At 63.9% G+C, this 15,329-nt stretch carries 14 protein-coding genes; 6 read left to right on the top strand and 8 right to left on the bottom strand.

Going from position 1 to position 15,329, the window contains the following annotated elements; all coding sequences use genetic code 11:
* Positions 1-28: 28 nt before the first annotated feature.
* The 5 genes from ACE3PP_RS08310 to ACE3PP_RS08290 all read left to right on the top strand — a co-directional run bounded on the left by ACE3PP_RS08310 (position 29) and on the right by ACE3PP_RS08290 (position 4,761).
* A complete protein-coding gene (locus tag ACE3PP_RS08310) occupies positions 29-1,090 on the top strand; it encodes a MaoC family dehydratase (protein ID WP_374380403.1) in 1,062 nt (353 codons plus the stop codon).
* A 218-nt stretch (positions 1,091-1,308) separates the two neighbouring features.
* Positions 1,309-1,728, top strand: coding sequence for a succinate dehydrogenase, cytochrome b556 subunit (sdhC, locus tag ACE3PP_RS08305; protein ID WP_374380400.1), 420 nt, complete (start codon positions 1,309-1,311; stop codon positions 1,726-1,728).
* Complete coding sequence (gene sdhD / locus ACE3PP_RS08300) at positions 1,728-2,123, top strand: succinate dehydrogenase, hydrophobic membrane anchor protein (protein ID WP_374380397.1); 396 nt, start codon at positions 1,728-1,730, stop codon at positions 2,121-2,123. The genes sdhC and sdhD overlap by 1 nt, the downstream gene beginning before the upstream one ends.
* 26 nt (positions 2,124-2,149) lie before the next feature.
* Positions 2,150-3,973: a succinate dehydrogenase flavoprotein subunit gene (gene sdhA / locus ACE3PP_RS08295; RefSeq protein ID WP_374380394.1), complete on the top strand. Its 1,824-nt coding sequence runs from the start codon at positions 2,150-2,152 to the stop codon at positions 3,971-3,973.
* A gap of 11 nt (positions 3,974-3,984) precedes the next feature.
* Positions 3,985-4,761: a succinate dehydrogenase iron-sulfur subunit gene (locus ACE3PP_RS08290; RefSeq protein ID WP_374380392.1), complete on the top strand. Its 777-nt coding sequence runs from the start codon at positions 3,985-3,987 to the stop codon at positions 4,759-4,761.
* A 75-nt stretch (positions 4,762-4,836) separates the two neighbouring features.
* Here the strand turns inward: ACE3PP_RS08290 and ACE3PP_RS08285 are convergent, their stop codons facing one another.
* The 4 genes from ACE3PP_RS08285 to ACE3PP_RS08270 form a co-directional block, all read right to left on the bottom strand.
* Complete coding sequence (locus ACE3PP_RS08285) at positions 4,837-5,880, bottom strand: pentapeptide repeat-containing protein (RefSeq protein ID WP_374380389.1); 1,044 nt, start codon at positions 5,878-5,880, stop codon at positions 4,837-4,839.
* Positions 5,881-5,966: 86 nt separating this feature from the next.
* The gene (locus ACE3PP_RS08280; RefSeq protein ID WP_374380386.1) at positions 5,967-6,161 is read right to left on the bottom strand and encodes a DUF2892 domain-containing protein; all 195 of its coding nucleotides are present in this window, start codon (positions 6,159-6,161) and stop codon (positions 5,967-5,969) included.
* A 76-nt stretch (positions 6,162-6,237) separates the two neighbouring features.
* Entirely contained in the window at positions 6,238-6,897 is a 660-nt protein-coding gene (locus ACE3PP_RS08275) for a Crp/Fnr family transcriptional regulator (protein ID WP_374380383.1), read from the bottom strand.
* Positions 6,894-7,490 (bottom strand): histidine phosphatase family protein, encoded by a 597-nt coding sequence (locus tag ACE3PP_RS08270; RefSeq protein WP_374380380.1) that lies wholly within the window; start codon positions 7,488-7,490, stop codon positions 6,894-6,896. Before ACE3PP_RS08270 ends, ACE3PP_RS08275 begins: the two co-directional genes overlap by 4 nt.
* 250 nt (positions 7,491-7,740) lie before the next feature.
* On the opposite strand from ACE3PP_RS08270, the gene ACE3PP_RS08265 reads away from it, so the two are divergent.
* Positions 7,741-8,250, top strand: a complete 510-nt coding sequence (locus ACE3PP_RS08265) for a hypothetical protein (protein WP_374380377.1) — start codon at positions 7,741-7,743, stop codon at positions 8,248-8,250.
* On the opposite strand, the gene ACE3PP_RS08260 is transcribed toward ACE3PP_RS08265, so the two are convergent.
* The 4 genes from ACE3PP_RS08260 to ACE3PP_RS08245 are packed head-to-tail and all read right to left on the bottom strand — an operon-like array spanning position 8,247 to position 15,265.
* The gene (locus ACE3PP_RS08260) at positions 8,247-8,783 is read right to left on the bottom strand and encodes an RBBP9/YdeN family alpha/beta hydrolase (RefSeq protein ID WP_374380374.1); all 537 of its coding nucleotides are present in this window, start codon (positions 8,781-8,783) and stop codon (positions 8,247-8,249) included. The two genes, ACE3PP_RS08265 and ACE3PP_RS08260, sit on opposite strands and share 4 nt — an antisense overlap.
* Complete coding sequence (locus tag ACE3PP_RS08255) at positions 8,780-9,253, bottom strand: NUDIX domain-containing protein (RefSeq protein ID WP_374380371.1); 474 nt, start codon at positions 9,251-9,253, stop codon at positions 8,780-8,782. Before ACE3PP_RS08255 ends, ACE3PP_RS08260 begins: the two co-directional genes overlap by 4 nt.
* Positions 9,254-9,257: 4 nt before the next feature.
* On the bottom strand, positions 9,258-13,805 hold the full coding sequence (gene gltB, locus ACE3PP_RS08250) for a glutamate synthase large subunit (RefSeq protein ID WP_374380368.1): 4,548 nt from the start codon (positions 13,803-13,805) through the stop codon (positions 9,258-9,260).
* 14 nt (positions 13,806-13,819) lie between these two features.
* Positions 13,820-15,265, bottom strand: coding sequence for an NAD(P)-dependent oxidoreductase (locus tag ACE3PP_RS08245; protein ID WP_374380365.1), 1,446 nt, complete (start codon positions 15,263-15,265; stop codon positions 13,820-13,822).
* Positions 15,266-15,329 lie beyond the last annotated feature (64 nt).

The following is a 15,329-nucleotide window of genomic DNA, read 5'->3' as shown; positions in this document are numbered from 1 at the left end:
CGCCCGGCGCGCTAAACGGGGACTGCCAGTGACCACACCGAAAACCAACCCAGGCAATTTCTTCGAGGATTTCAAGCTCGGGCAGGAGATTCTTCATGCCGTGCCGCGCACGGTGACGGAAGGGGATGTGGCGCTCTATATCGGGCTCACCGGGTCGCGCTTTGCGCTGCCGTCGTCCGACAGTTTCGCGCAGAGCATCGGCTTTGCCGGTGCGCCGATCGACGATTTGCTGGCCTTCCACCTCATCTTCGGGCGCACGGTCGCGGATATCTCGCTCAATGCCGTTGCCAATCTGGGCTACGCGGTGGGGAAGTTCGGCGTGCCGCTTTATCCCGGCGACACGATCATCGCGCAATCGAAGGTGATCGGCCTCAAGGAAAACTCGAACCACGAAACCGGCATCGTCTATGTGCATTCGGTCGGCCGCAACCAGGCGGGCGAAGTGGTGCTCGATTATGTGCGCTGGGTGATGGTCCGTAAGCGCGATCGCCTGGCACCGGCACCCGAGGCGCATCTGCCGCAGCTGCCGCCCACACTCGACGTGAGCGAGTTCGAGGTGCCGTCCGAGCTCGACCTTGCCGCCTATGATGACGAACTCGCCGGTTCCCCCTTCCTGTGGGACGATTACGAGAAGGGCGAGAAGATCGACCATGTCGACGGCATGACCCTGGAAGAATCCGATCACATGACGGCAACCAGGCTCTACCAGAACAATGCCAAGGTGCATTTCAACCAGCATACCGAGGGGCAGGGGCGTTTCGGCCGCCGCCTCATCTATGGTGGGCACATCATCAGCCTGGCGCGGGCGCTCTCATTCAACGGCCTTGCCAACGCCTTCCGCATCGCCGCCATCAATGGCGGGCGCCATGTGAATCCCAGCTTTGCTGGTGACACGATCTATGCCTGGTCCGAAGTGCTGGAGAAGATCGAGATTCCGGGCCGAAAAGACATAGGTGCCCTGCGTCTTCGGACCATCGCCACCAAGGATCACCCGTGCGCAGACTATCCGGGGCCGGATTCGGCAGGAAAATATCCCGAAAGCGTCGTTTTGGACCTGGATTATGCCGTTCTGATGAAGCGGCGCGGGTAAGCGCAAACAGGTCGCTATCGGTTTGCTTTCGTTGACGGTACGGTAACAATTCAGTATCAAGATCACGCTTTCTGCTGCAGTGCAGAAGCAGCGGGTCCCGATCCAAAGGGGCCCCAGACCCAGGGAGCCTGTCGGGGAGATTTGGGCAGGTTCCTCTAGGCAAACCAGCTTGCGCCTGGTTGCGTAAAAGGGGCGCAAGGTATCGGACGGGAAACATCATGGCCGAAAGCCAGTCCTCCGGCGTCAAACGCCACCTTAGACCAGTCAGCCCACATCTGCAGGTCTACAAGCCGCAGCTCACCTCTTTCACCTCGATCCTGCACCGCTTCACCGGCATCGCGCTCAGCGCCGGCGTGCTCTATCTGCTGTGCTGGCTCCTGGCCGCCGCTCACGGCGCTGAAAGCTTCGACCGCCTGCAGGATTTCAACGGCTCGTTCATTGGCCGCATCCTGCTTTTCGGCTGGTCGGTTGCGTTCTTCTATCATCTGCTGAACGGCATCCGTCACCTAGCCTGGGATGCGGGCTTCGGCTTCGAACTGCCCGCCGCGACCAAGTCCGGCTATGCCGTCCTCATCGGCACGGCGGTCCTGACCATCGCCGCCTGGGTCATCGGCTACTTCCAGATGGGGGCGCTGTGATGGCTGGCTCGTCAAACTCGCTCCGCTCGCGCTTGGGTCAAGCGCGCGGCCTCGGCTCGGCGCATGAAGGTGTCCATCATTGGTGGGCACAGCGCATGTCGGCCCTGGCACTCATTCCGTTGAGCCTGTGGCTCGTCGCCTCGCTGGTCTGCAATGCAGGCGCTGATTACGCGGTGGTCAGCCAGTGGCTCTCCAGCCCGTTCACGCTGGGCGCTCTTGGCCTCACCATCCTCATCACCGTCTATCACGCGGTCCTGGGGCTGCAGGTCGTGGTCGAGGATTACATCCACGCGCAGCCCACCAAGCTCATCCTGATGATCCTGCTGCCGATGGGCGGCGTCGCCCTGGTCGTGGCGGCGATCGTCACCCTGCTGGTGATCGCCTTCGCCGGTTGAGCCGACATTTGAAGAAGTGAAGCATCATGGCTGAAACAGCAAATAGCGCGCCCCACATCAACGGCACCGCCTATCCCTTCGTCGATCACGTCTATGACGTGGTCGTGGTCGGCGCCGGCGGTGCGGGTCTTCGCGCCACCTTCGGCATGGCGGAAAAAGGTCTCAAAACCGCCTGCATCTCCAAGGTCTATCCGACCCGCTCGCACACTGTTGCGGCGCAGGGCGGCATCTCCGCCTCGCTCGGCAATATGGGCCCGGACGATTGGCGCTGGCACATGTACGACACGGTCAAGGGGTCCGACTGGCTCGGCGACCAGGATGCCATCGAATATATGTGCCGCGAGGCGGTACCCGCGATCATCGAGCTTGAGCATTACGGTGTCCCCTTCAGCCGCACCGAGGCCGGCAAGATCTATCAACGCCCCTTCGGCGGCATGACGACCGAATACGGCAAGGGCATCGCGCAGCGCACCTGCGCCGCCGCCGACCGTACCGGCCACGCCATCCTGCACACGCTCTATCAGCAGGCGCTGAAGCACCGCGCCGAATTCTTCGTCGAATATTTCGCCCTCGACCTCATCATGGATGAAGAGGGCGCTTGCGTCGGTGTCGTCGCCTGGAACCTCGATGACGGCACCATCCACCGCTTCCATGCAAAGCTCGTGGTGCTGGCGACCGGCGGTTACGGCCGCGTCTTCTTCTCGGCGACCTCGGCCCATACCTGCACGGGCGACGGCAACGCGATGGCGCTCCGCGCCGGCCTCCCGCTCCAGGACATGGAATTCATCCAGTTCCACCCGACCGGCATTTATGGCGCCGGCTGCCTCATCACCGAAGGTGTGCGCGGCGAAGGCGGGTATCTCACCAATTCGGCGGGCGAGCGTTTCATGGAACGCTATGCGCCGTCGGCCAAGGATCTTGCGTCGCGCGATGTTGTGTCCCGCGCCATGACGATGGAAATCCGCGAAGGCCGCGGCGTAGGCCAGCATAAGGACCATATCCATCTGCACATCGAACATCTCGATCCGAAGATCATTCACGAACGCCTGCCCGGCATCGCCGAGACGGCGCGCATCTTCGCCGGCGTCGATGTGACGCGCGAACCGATCCCGGTTCTGCCGACCTGTCATTACAATATGGGCGGCGTTCCCACCAACTATCGCACCGAAGTCGTCACCAAGAAGGACGGCAACCCGGATGCGGTGGTCCCGGGCCTGATGGCGATCGGCGAGGCGGCCTGCGTCTCAGTCCACGGCGCCAATCGCCTCGGTTCCAATTCGCTCTTGGATCTCGTGGTCTTCGGCCGCTCGGCCGCGATCCGTGCCGCAGAAATTATCAAAACCGGCGAGAAGCACCGCAACCTGCCGAAGGATGCCGGCGACAAGGCGCTTGAGCGCCTCGACCGCCTGCGCAACGCGAAGGGCGATATTCCGACCGCGAAGCTGCGCCTCGACATGCAGAAGATCATGCAGAACGACTGCGCGGTCTACCGTACGGGGAAGACGCTGAAGGAAGGCGTCGACAAGATCCGCGACGTCTACGGCCAGCGCCACCGGGTCAAGGTCGAGGACCGTTCGCTCATCTGGAACAGCGATCTCGTCGAGACGCTGGAACTCGACAACCTCATGTACCAGGCGCTGGTTTCGATCGAATCCGCGCTCAACCGCGAGGAAAGCCGCGGCGCCCAGGCGCGTGAGGATTTCCCGAACCGCGACGATGAAAAGTGGATGAAGCACACGATCTCGTGGATCGACGAAGCCGGCAAGGTGACGCTCGATTACCGCCCCGTCCACATGACGACCTTGAGCAATGACGTTCAGGTCTTCCCGCCCAAAGCCCGCGTGTACTAAGGACCGCCATCATGGCCGAACTGACACTGCCAGCGAATTCGAAGCCCACCATCGGCAAGACCTGGAAGGCTGCCGCGGGGGCGAAGAACGTCAAGAACTTCAAGATCTACCGCTGGGACCCGGATACCGGCGCCAACCCGCGCGTCGACACCTACGAAGTCGACCTCGATACCTGCGGGCCGATGATCCTGGACGCGATCATCAAGATCAAGAACGAGATCGATTCGACCCTCACCTTCCGCCGCTCCTGCCGCGAAGGTGTGTGCGGGTCCTGCGCCATGAACATCGACGGCACCAACACGCTTGCCTGCACCAAGTTCATTGCCGAGGTGAAGGGCGACGTGAAGATCTATCCGCTGCCGCACATGCCGGTGGTGAAGGATCTGGTGCCCGATCTCACCCATATCTTCGCGCAGTACGAAACGATCGAGCCGTGGCTCAAGTCGGACACGCCGCCGCAGACGCGCGAACGCCTGCAATCGCCGCAGGAACGCGCCAAGCTCGATGGCTTGTGGGAATGCATCCTATGCTTCTCCTGCTCGACCTCCTGCCCCAGCTATTGGTGGAACGGCGACCGCTATCTGGGCCCGGCCATCCTGCTGCAGGCCTATCGCTGGATCGCCGACACGCGCGACGAGGCGACCGGCGAGCGTCTCGATGCGCTCGAGGATCCGTTCCGCCTCTATCGCTGCCACACCATCATGAACTGCACCAAGACCTGCCCCAAGGGTCTCAATCCCGCGAAGGCGATCGGTGAAATCAAGAAGCTGATGGTCGAACGGCGCTAAGCCGGAACTCAATCGGCGAAAACAAAAATCGAAACGCCCGCGGTGAGCCTCTCCCGCGGGCGTTCTTTTTGGCGGTCAGTCCCTGAGGCCGCGCGTGGAAATGGGCAGGCCCGGAATCTCGCCGGTTTTCGCCTCGTTCGTTTCCAGCCCGCGCTGGTGTGCATTGCTGAAATCGGCGCCGCGCAGATCGGCGCCGCTTGCATCGACGTCGCTCAAATTGGCGCCGCTGAGATCGGCGGCGAGCAGCCAGGCGCGTTTCAGATTGGCGCGGGTGAGGCGGCACCCCACCAGTTTCGCGGCGGCGAGATTGGTGCGGCTGAGATCGAGGCCCGAAAGATCGAAGCCTTCCAGTTCCAAGCGCTGGCCCGCCTGGCCCAGCGTATCGACCCAGCGCGCATGCTGGCCCAGGCGCTCGCGCACCTCGTCGTCGCTGAGGCGCGGGGCTGAGCCCACCGGCAATTGCGCGGCACGCACCTGGTCGCGGGTCGCCTGATCGACCGAGGCATGGCTGAAATCGGCCTGTTCGAGCTCGGCCTGCGTCAGGCGCACCGATTGCAGTTCGGCGGCCGAGAAATTGCTGCGCCGGAGGTCGGCGCCGGAAAAATCCGTCTCCAGCAGGTAAGCGCCGGAAAAATCGACGCTGACGAGTTTGGCGTCCTTGAAGATGGATTGGGCGAGCTTGGCGCCACGGAAACGGCAGGCGGGCGCCTCGTCCCAATTGGCATCCTTCCCCGTGCGCTGGGTGAAATCCTGCCGGAGGTCGGCGGCGGAGAGGGCGGTCCGCGTCATGTCGCTGCCGTGGAAAACGGCCCCGCGCATGTCGGCACGCTCGAAATTGGCACCCGTCATGTCGGCTTCATCGAAGACCGAGCCGGTCAGGATCGCCCCCCGGAAGATGGTGCCGCGGAGCGCGGTCCGCTCGAGATTGCACCGCACCATATAGGCGTCGGTGAAGTCCATGTGGCTGAGATCGAGTTTGGAAAGGTCGCACTCGCTCAACATCAGGCGCTGGCCGTTGACCCGGCCCAGGCGCCAATTGCGATGGACTTCGGCCAGCCGACGCAGCGCTCCGGTGTTGAGCGTAAGCTTTTTCAGTACCTTAGGCGCCTGCGGATCCATTCATGGCACCGGGAAAACGACTCGGAAATCGAATCTATGGTGCCGCTCCCGTTTCGCCCCCACAAGCGCGTTATTGAACCCCGTTTTCAGCCCTTGCGGAGGCCGCAGGTATTGAGCCCGATCAGCCGGTAGGCCGGGCAATAGCCGATGAGCGCCGTGGCGAGCGGGATGATCCCGACCCAGCCCCAAGGCGATTGCGGGCCGACGAAGACAAGGGCGATGAGGACGAGGCCGACGATGACGCGCAAGGCCCGGTCGATGCCGCCGACATTCTTCTGCATGGTGAAATCCCTCCAAGATTGAGCCGATATCCTCAATCTTAGGAAGCGTTGGATGCAATGTCGGTGACTTGGTCACTCAGCCCTGGGCGTCGAGCTGCGACAAGGCGTCCCGGTCGCGGATCTCGACCTCGCCGCGTGCCAGGCGCACCCAGCCGCGGCGCTCGAATTCTTTGAGCTGCCGGCTCACCACCTCGCGCGCGGTGCCGAGTTCGGCAGCGATCTCCTGATGCGTCAGCGCCTGGCTGCCCGTACCCTTGCCGAGGAGATAGGCGGCAAGGCGCGCATCGATGCGGCGGAAGGCGACGTCCTCGAGAAGGGCCACGATATCGGAAAGCCGGGTGGCGAGCGTGGCGAAGATCAGTTTGCGAAAGGCAGTGCTTTCCGCCGTGAGGCGGTTGAAGAGCGCCTGCGGCAGGGCGAAGCCGGCGATATCGGTCTCCGCCACCAATTCGGCACCGAGCGCGAGATCGCCGAGGAGAGCCGCCGCCGACAGAACGCAGGTCTCGCCGGGGGTGACACGGTAGAGCACGATCTCGCGCCCGCCTTGGCTCAGGCCCCGCACCTTGACGGTCCCCCGCGTCAGCAGGACGAAATGCGGCAACGCTTCGCCTGGCCGCGCGAGGATGCTGCCCGCCGGTGCGGCGACGGGCTGTGCTTCGGCAGTGAGGCGCCGCACGGCGTCGGGGTCGAGATCGTGCAGGATGGGAAAGGCGTCGAGCAGCGTCGGTTCGATCATGCGGCGCCTTCAAGCCCGCCGTGGAGGATATCGGCGCGCCACGCACCGCCCGTGGGGTCAAAATGGACCAGCGTCGTGTTGGCGATCTCCTGCCCGACCGGCAGGCCCATCAACCGCTCCAGCGCCCAGACGACACCGCCATGCGCGACGATGAGGACCGGCCCCGGCAAGGCAAGGGCCGCGCGCAAGCCCCGCGCGATGCGATGGGTAAAAGCGTCGAACGTCTCGACGCCATCGCGATTGGTGCCGGCGCGCCAGGCCGGAAACCAGCCGTTCGCGGTTTCGCCGGCCATCGGCCCCACGTCGATCTCGCGCAGATCGTCGAGGAAATGGATCTCGAGGCCAAGCGATCCGTTGAGAATCTCGGCCGTGCGCCGCGCCCGCAAGAGGGGCGAGGCGGCAATGCTCGCAAAGCCGAAGCGGTCGCCGCTTTGGGCGAGGATCGCAGCCAGGCTTTCCGCTTGGCCTTCGCCCCGCGCATTCAAGGGAATGTCGGCCCAGCCTTGCAGGCGCCCGGCGCGGTTCCAGTCGGTTTCCCCGTGGCGGACGAAATGAAAGGATATTTTCGGGATCATGGTCGGCAAGCTGGTCATGCAAGCGATCAACTTGACCTAATCCGCTGCTTTGTTAAAGTCCCCTCATGACCTCGTGGCGCCACAGCGCGTTCATCGCGCGAATTAGCACCCCGGCCTGATCCGTTCAGGCCGGGCCCGTTGACGCGCCCGCAAAGCTTCCTCGTCGCGATTTCTCCCGATCGAGACCAGCCTTCGCTGCGGCGCCTTTTCCAAAGACGATGGGAATGCGCTTTCCGTTCCGCGCCTTCCGCAGCCAAGGTCAGACATCATGTTGATGAACCATGCAGGCGCTGCTGCCCAGCGCCACCGATCGCAAACGCTGCTGCAACCGCAACCGGTGGGCGATGCCCGCAGCGAGCTGCAGCTTTTCTTCAAATCCTACGATTCCGGCATGCTCGATTTCGACGCGGATCAACTGGCGGGACAGTTCGATCTTCCCTGCCTGCTGAGTGCGCCGGAAGGAAGCGGCAGCTTTTCAGCCAGAGGCGAGCTGCGCGCGGCCCTTGCCCGCACCTTCCTTGAATACCGTCATCAGGGTCTGGTTTCCGCAAGCCTTGCTGCCCTGTCGCTCACGGCCCTCTCGCATGACTTTGCGCGGGCCGAGGCGGTCTGGTCCTTCTGCAACGGGCGCGGCCAGGAAATGCGCAACATCGCCTGCGCCTACACGCTGCGCCGCTCGCCACCGGGTGAGATCGGGCGCTGGCGGATCGTTCATGCCGTGTCGCTCGATGCACCGCTGCGCCATCGGCCGCGCGGCGAAACGCTGAGCCTGCGTTAGCGGGCGAGTTCGCCCAGCAGCAGTCGGCCGAGCGGCCATTCGCCGAAGCCGGAGGCCGTGTTGATATGGCCGGCGGCACCGATATCGACAAAGCGGCTGCCCCAGGCCAAAGCGAAGGCCTGCGCCCGCGCACGCGCGACATAAGGGTCGTCGCCGCTGGCGACGACGGTGCTGGGAAAGGGCAAGCGGCTCATGGGCATCGGGCGGAAGCTGCGCGTTTCCGGTGGCGTGTGCGTATCGGAATCGACATCGGCCGGTGCCACCAGCAGGGCGCCGGCCACCGCGCGCGCCGCCTTCGCCACCCAATGCGCGACCAGGGCGCAGGAGAGGCTGTGCGCGACGAGGACCGGCGGTACCGGCAGATCGGCGATGACCCGGTCGAGCCGCGCCACCCAATCGGCGATGTTGGGCCGGTCCCAATCATCCTGTTCGACCATCCGGGCGTTGTTGCCGAGTTCAGCCTGCCACAAGCGCTGCCAATGCAGCGGGCCGGAATTGCCGAGACCCGGAATGATGACGATGGGGCGCATCATGGCACGGCTCGGAAAGGTGCCGGCGGCCGCTCGACGAAATCATGCCAGATATCGCTGACCGCGCGGCGCTGGCCGGCAAAGCTGAACAAGGAGAGGGCCCGCTCGCGCGTGCACCATTCGAAGGCGTCGCTGCCGTGATCGAGCACGACCGGCACTTCCTGTGCTACGAAGGTGACGAAGATCGGCATCAGCTCGACCACATTGTCGGGCGCGAAATAGAAGGTCTCGGTGAGGCCGCTGGTGTAGAGCGCGGCCGCCCGAATGCCGGTCTCCTCGGCGATTTCGCGCCGCACGGCTTCGGTTGCCGTCTCGCCCGGCTCGATGCTGCCGGTGACGAATCCCCAGGCACCGCCCGCGACCTCGCCGGCCCGGCGCAGGGCCAGGATTTTGGCGGCCGGTCCCGTGCCGGCAATGATCGCCGCCGCTACCGCCCGGCAACGCAAGGGAACGTCGCCATAGCGATTGCCCATGATCCTACTTCGCCTTCTTGGCCGTGGGCTTTGCCGGTTGATCGCTCAAGGGTTTGTCGCTGAGCGGCTGGCCCAATTTGTCGAGCATTTCCTTCGGCACGATCTGCCAGAATTTCTGCCGCTCCTCGGCCCAGTCGTTAAGGATGCTGCCGGCCCATTTCGACTGGGTCTCGGCGGCATGTTCGTCGATGAGTGCCTTGAGGCGGCCCTCCCAATGCGGGCTTTCCAGGCGCTGCCAGATGACGGTCTCGGCATTGACGCGCAAGGGGAAGCGGCCGTCTTCGTCATAGACGAAGGCCATGCCGCCCGACATGCCGGCGCCGAAATTGTCGCCGACGGGACCCAAGATCACCGCGGTGCCGCCGGTCATGTATTCGCAGCCGTTGGAACCGCAGCCTTCGATCACTACATCGGCGCCGGAATTGCGGACGGCGAAACGCTCACCCGCTTGCCCCGCGGCGAAGAGCTTGCCGGCCGTCGCACCATAGAGCACCGTATTGCCGATGATGGTGTTGCGGTTGCTCTCCAAGGGCGAGGAGGGCAGGGTCCGTACCACGATGGTCCCACCCGACAATCCCTTGCCGACATAATCATTGGCATCGCCGAAGACTTCGAGCTTCAGCCCCTGCACCGCGAAGGCACCGAGCGACTGGCCGGCGGACCCACGCAGGCGCACGGTCAGATGGTTGGGCTTCAGCCCACTCATGCCGAAGCGCTTGGTGATGTGCGAGGAAAGCCGCGTGCCGATGGCGCGGAACGTGTTGCGGATATTGTATTGGAGCTGCATCTTCTCGCCGGCCTGGAACAAGGCCGCGGCATCCGTCACCATGCGTGCATCCAGCGTGTCCGGCACTTCGTTGCGGCCTTCCAGCGTGCAATAGCGCGCTTCGTTGCCGGGATCTGCCTGCGAGAGCAGCGGATTCAAATCGAGATCGTCAAGATCGGCGGCGCCGCGGCTCACCTGCTCGATGAGCTCCGTGCGGCCGATCACCTCGTTCAAGGTCTTCACACCCAGCTGCGCCAGGATCTCGCGCACTTCCTCGGCGATGAAGCTGAAGAGGTTGACGACCTTCTCCGGTGTCCCCGTAAATTTCGCGCGCAAGGCGGAATCCTGGGTGCAGACGCCGACGGGGCAGGTGTTGGAATGGCACTGCCGCACCATGATGCAACCCATCGCGACGAGGGACGCCGTGCCGATGCCAAATTCCTCGGCACCCAGGATCGCGGCAATGACCACGTCGCGGCCCGTCTTGATGCCGCCGTCGGTCCTGAGCTTCACGCGGTGGCGCAGGCGGTTGAGCGTCAGCACCTGATGCACTTCCGCCAAGCCCATTTCCCACGGGATGCCGGCATATTTGATGCTGGTATGGGGCGAGGCGCCGGTCCCGCCGACATGGCCGGAAACCAGGATGACGTCGGCCTTGGCCTTGGCGACACCGGCGGCGATGGTGCCGATGCCGGAGCGGGCCACCAGCTTCACGCAGACCTTGGCCTCCGGGTTGATCTGTTTGAGGTCATAGATGAGCTGCGCCAGATCCTCGATCGAATAGATGTCGTGATGCGGCGGCGGCGAAATGAGCGACACGCCCGGTGTCGCATGGCGGAGCTTCGCGATCTCCAGCGTCACCTTGAAGGCCGGCAGCTGCCCGCCCTCGCCGGGCTTCGCCCCTTGCGCCACCTTGATCTCGATCTCGCGGCAATTGACCAGATATTCCGCCGTGACGCCAAAGCGGCCAGAGGCGATCTGCTTGATCGCGGAATTCGCATTGTCGCCATTGGGCTGCGGGCGGAACCGCGCCGGGTCCTCGCCGCCTTCGCCGGAATCCGATTTGGCGCCGATGCGGTTCATGGCGATGTTGAGCGTGCCGTGCGCCTCCGGTCCGAGTGCCCCGAGGCTCATGCCGGGGGTGACGAAGCGCTTGCGGATCTCGGTGATGCTTTCGACCTCGTCGGTCGAAATGGCCGTGGTCCCCGGCACGAAATCGAGCAGATCGCGGATGGCGACCGGCGGCAGCTTGGCAACCGCCTCCGAATAGCGCTTGAAGGTCTGGTAGGATTCGGTCGACACCGACGTCTGCAGCGTGTGGATCAGTTCCGGCGCCCAGGCATGGGTCTCGCCGGATTTGCGGAACTTGTAGAAGCCGCCGACGGGCAGTGCCACGACCGCCTCGTTCCAGGCGCGCTTATGAAGATCGACCACGCGGTGCTGGATGCCGGTCATGCCGATCCCGGAAATGCGGCTCGGCATCGACGGGAAATATTCGGCGACCAGCGTGCGCGAGAGGCCCAGCGCCTCGAAATTGGCGCCGCCGCGATAGGAGGAGATAACCGAGATCCCCATCTTCGACATGACTTTAAGAAGGCCCTGGTCGACAGCAGAGCGGTAATTGTCGAGGCAGGCTTCAAGCGTCAAATCGCCGAAGAGGCCGCGCTTGCGGCGGTCTTCGATGGCGGCCTCCGCGACATAGGCGTTGACGGTGGTGGCGCCGACGCCAATGAGCACGGCGAAATGATGCACATCGAGACATTCGCCCGACCGCACATTGAGGCTGGTAAAGGTCCTGAGCTGCTGGCGCAGCAGATGCACATGCACGGCACCCGTGGCGAGAATGGTGGGGATCGCCGCGCGCGTGGTGCTCACATGCTCGTCGGAGAGAATGAGATGTGTCGCCCCACCGCGCACCGCATCCTCGGCCTGACGGCGAATGAGCTGGATGGCTTCGCGCAGCGCATTGTCATTGCCGGTGACATCGAAGGTGCAGTCGATCTCGGCGACACTCTCGCCCATATAGGCGCGCATGGCCTGGAATTCGGCGGTGGTGAGAACCGGGCTGTTGAGCTGCAGCAGACGGCACTGGCTTTCATCCTGATCGAGCACGTTGCCGAGATTGCCCAATCGCGTCTTCAGGCTCATCACCCGCTTTTCGCGAAGCGAGTCGATCGGCGGGTTCGTGACCTGGCTGAAATTCTGCCGGAAGAATTGGTGAAGGCCGCGATAGCGGTCGGACAGAACCGCCAGGGGCGTATCATCGCCCATCGAAACGACGGCTTCCTTCGCTTCCTCGACCATCGGCTGAAGGACGACTTCCATATCCTCCATCGTGAGGCCGGCCGCGACCTGGCGGCGGCGCAAATAATCCTTCTCGAAGATCGCGGGCTCGCCGCGCTTCTTCTTGATGAGATCGTCGATGACGGTGATGTTCTTGACCCAGGCGGAGAAGTCGGCGGTCGCTGCCAACTTGTCCAGGATCGAATTGTTGTCGTAGAGCCTGCCTTCGGCGAGATCGAGCGCCAGCATCTGCCCCGGCCCCAGGCGGCCCTTGGTCTTCAACCGCGTCTCGTCGAGGCGCACCATGCCGGTTTCGGACCCCGCGACCAGGATGCCGTCCTCGGTGATCGCATAACGCAACGGCCGCAGACCGTTGCGGTCTAGCCCTGCCACAACCCAGGTGCCGGCAAAGCCGCAAATGGCGGCTGGTCCGTCCCAGGGCTCCATCACCGAATTGCAGTAAGAGAACATGTCCTTGATGTTCTGCGGCATGGTCACGCGCCCGTCCCAGACATCGGGAATGAGCAGACTTTTCACCATCGGCAGCGGCCGCTCATGGGTGGTGAGAATCTCGAACACATTGTCGAGCTGCGCCGAATCCGATCCGCCCGCCTGGATGACGGGTTTGAGATCCGCCATGCGGTCGCCATAGACGCTGGAATAGAGCCGTGTCTCATGGGCGCTCATCCAGTTGACATTGCCTTTCAGCGTGTTGATCTCGCCGTTATGGGCAATGACGCGGAAGGGCTGGGCGAGGCTCCAGGTCGGAAAGGTGTTGGTCGAATAACGCTGGTGATAGATGGCGAAGTTGGAAACGAAACGCTCGTCGAGGAGATCGGGATAGAAGGAGGTGAGCTGTTCGGCGAGGAACATGCCCTTGTAGATGACCGACCGGCAGGAGAGGGAGCAGATGTAAAGTTCCGGCACCTGCGCCGCCACGGCCGCGCGCTCGATGCGGCGGCGGATAATGTAGAGGTCGGTCTCGAACTCTTCCTCGCTGACGCCGCGCGCATTGGCGATCATGATCTGCTCGATCTCGGGCCGTGTCGCATTGGCCTTCTCGCCGATGATCGAAATGTCGATCGGCACCTGGCGCCAGCCATAGATCGTGTAGCCGGCATTGAGGATTTCCTGCTCGACGATGACGCGGCAGCTCTCCTGTTTGCCCAGATCGTTGCGCGGCAGGAAGATCTGCCCGACCGCGAACTTCCCCGCCTGCAAGGTCTGCCCGGCGCGGCGGATGAAATCCTCGAAGAAAGCATGCGGAATCTGCACATGGATGCCGGCGCCGTCGCCGGTCTTGCCGTCGGCATCGACAGCCCCGCGATGCCAGACGGATTTCAGCGCCTCGATGCCCATGAGGACGACTTCGCGCCGCGGCTTGCCGTCGAGGGCTGCGATAAGGCCGACGCCGCAGGCATCGCCTTCATCGGCCGGGTCATACATGCCCGTCGCATTGAGATGCGCGGCGTTCTTCCGGAAGAGCTCGATTTCCTGGGACATGTCGTCGGCCCTCCTTATTCCGCCGCGGCCTTACGCGCGGCTGTTTCCTGCAAATAGGCGTCGATCCCGGCGGCGGCGTCGCGGCCGTCGCGGATCGCCCAGACGACGAGCGAGGCACCGCGCACGATGTCGCCCGCCGCGAAGACGCCGGGGATGGTGGTGGACAAATTGCGCCAGTTGACGCGCACCGTATTGCCCTTGGTGACGGAGAGGGCCGGGGACTTCAAACGCTGCGGCAGATCCTCGGGCTCGAAGCCCAGCGCCTTCACCACCAGTTCCGCCGGCATGTCGAAGGCAGAGCCTTCGATGATGCGCGGTGTCTGTCGGCCGCTGGCATCGGCAAGGCCCAGATGGATGCGCTCGGCGCGCACGGCTTTCACCTTGCCCAACTCATCGTCGAGGAAGGCGGCGGGGGCCGATTGCCAGATGAACTCGACGCCTTCTTCTTCGGCATTCTGCACTTCGCGCTGCGAGCCCGGCATGTTGGCGCGGTCGCGGCGATAGAGGCACTTCACCGATTTGGCGCCCTGGCGGATGGCCGTGCGCACGCAGTCCATCGCCGTGTCGCCGCCGCCGATGACGATGACGTTTTTGCCCTTGGCGTTGAGTTCACCGCCCGCAATCTCGGCCACCTGATCGCCGAGCCCGTCGCGGTTGGCGGCGGTGAGATATTGGAGGGCCGGCACGATGCCCTTGGCGCCCGAACCGGGGGCCGCGAGATCGCGCGCCTTGTAGACGCCGGTTGCGATCAAGACCGCATCGTGGCGCGCGCGGAGTTCATCCAGGCTGATGTCACGCCCGATCTCGATATTGAGCTCGAACTTGATGCCGCTTTCGCGCAGCAGGCGCTCGCGCCGGGCGACCACCTGCTTGTCCAGCTTGAAATTGGGAATGCCATAGACGAGGAGGCCGCCTACCCGGTCATAACGGTCATAGATCGTCACCTGATAACCCTTGCGACGCAGCGCTTCGCCGGCGGCAAGACCAGCGGGTCCGGCACCGATGATGCCGATCGATAGCGTGAGCTCGCGCGTGGGCTTCACCGGCTGCACCCAGCCCATCTCGAAAGCCGTGTCGGTCACATGCTTTTCGATGGCGCCGATGGTGACGGTGCCGTGGCCCGATTGTTCGATGACGCAATTGCCTTCGCACAGGCGGTCCTGCGGGCAGATGCGGCCGCAGATCTCGGGAAAGGTGTTGGTGGCCGAGGAGATTTCATAGGCCTCCTCCAGCCGGCCCTCGGCGGTCAGCTTCAGCCAGTCGGGGATGTTGTTGTTGAGCGGGCAATGCACTTGGCAGAAGGGGACGCCGCATTGCGAGCAGCGGCTGGCCTGCACCTGGGCGGCCTTGGCCGCGAACTCGGTATAGATCTCGCCGAAATCGGCGCGGCGCTCGGTTGCCTGGCGCTTTTCCGGCATGGCCCGGGTGACGGAAACGAATTTCAGCAACTTTTCGGCCATGGCGCCCTCTCCTGGGGAAACCTTCGCACCCGCGAAGGCCGGCCACCATAACACCCTCATTTGT

The sequence above is a fragment of the Dongia sp. genome (assembly GCF_041910485.1).
Classification (GTDB): domain Bacteria; phylum Pseudomonadota; class Alphaproteobacteria; order Dongiales; family Dongiaceae; genus Dongia.
The sequence above is the reverse complement of the archived record's forward strand: the minus strand, read 5'-3'. Positions and strand labels throughout refer to the sequence as shown.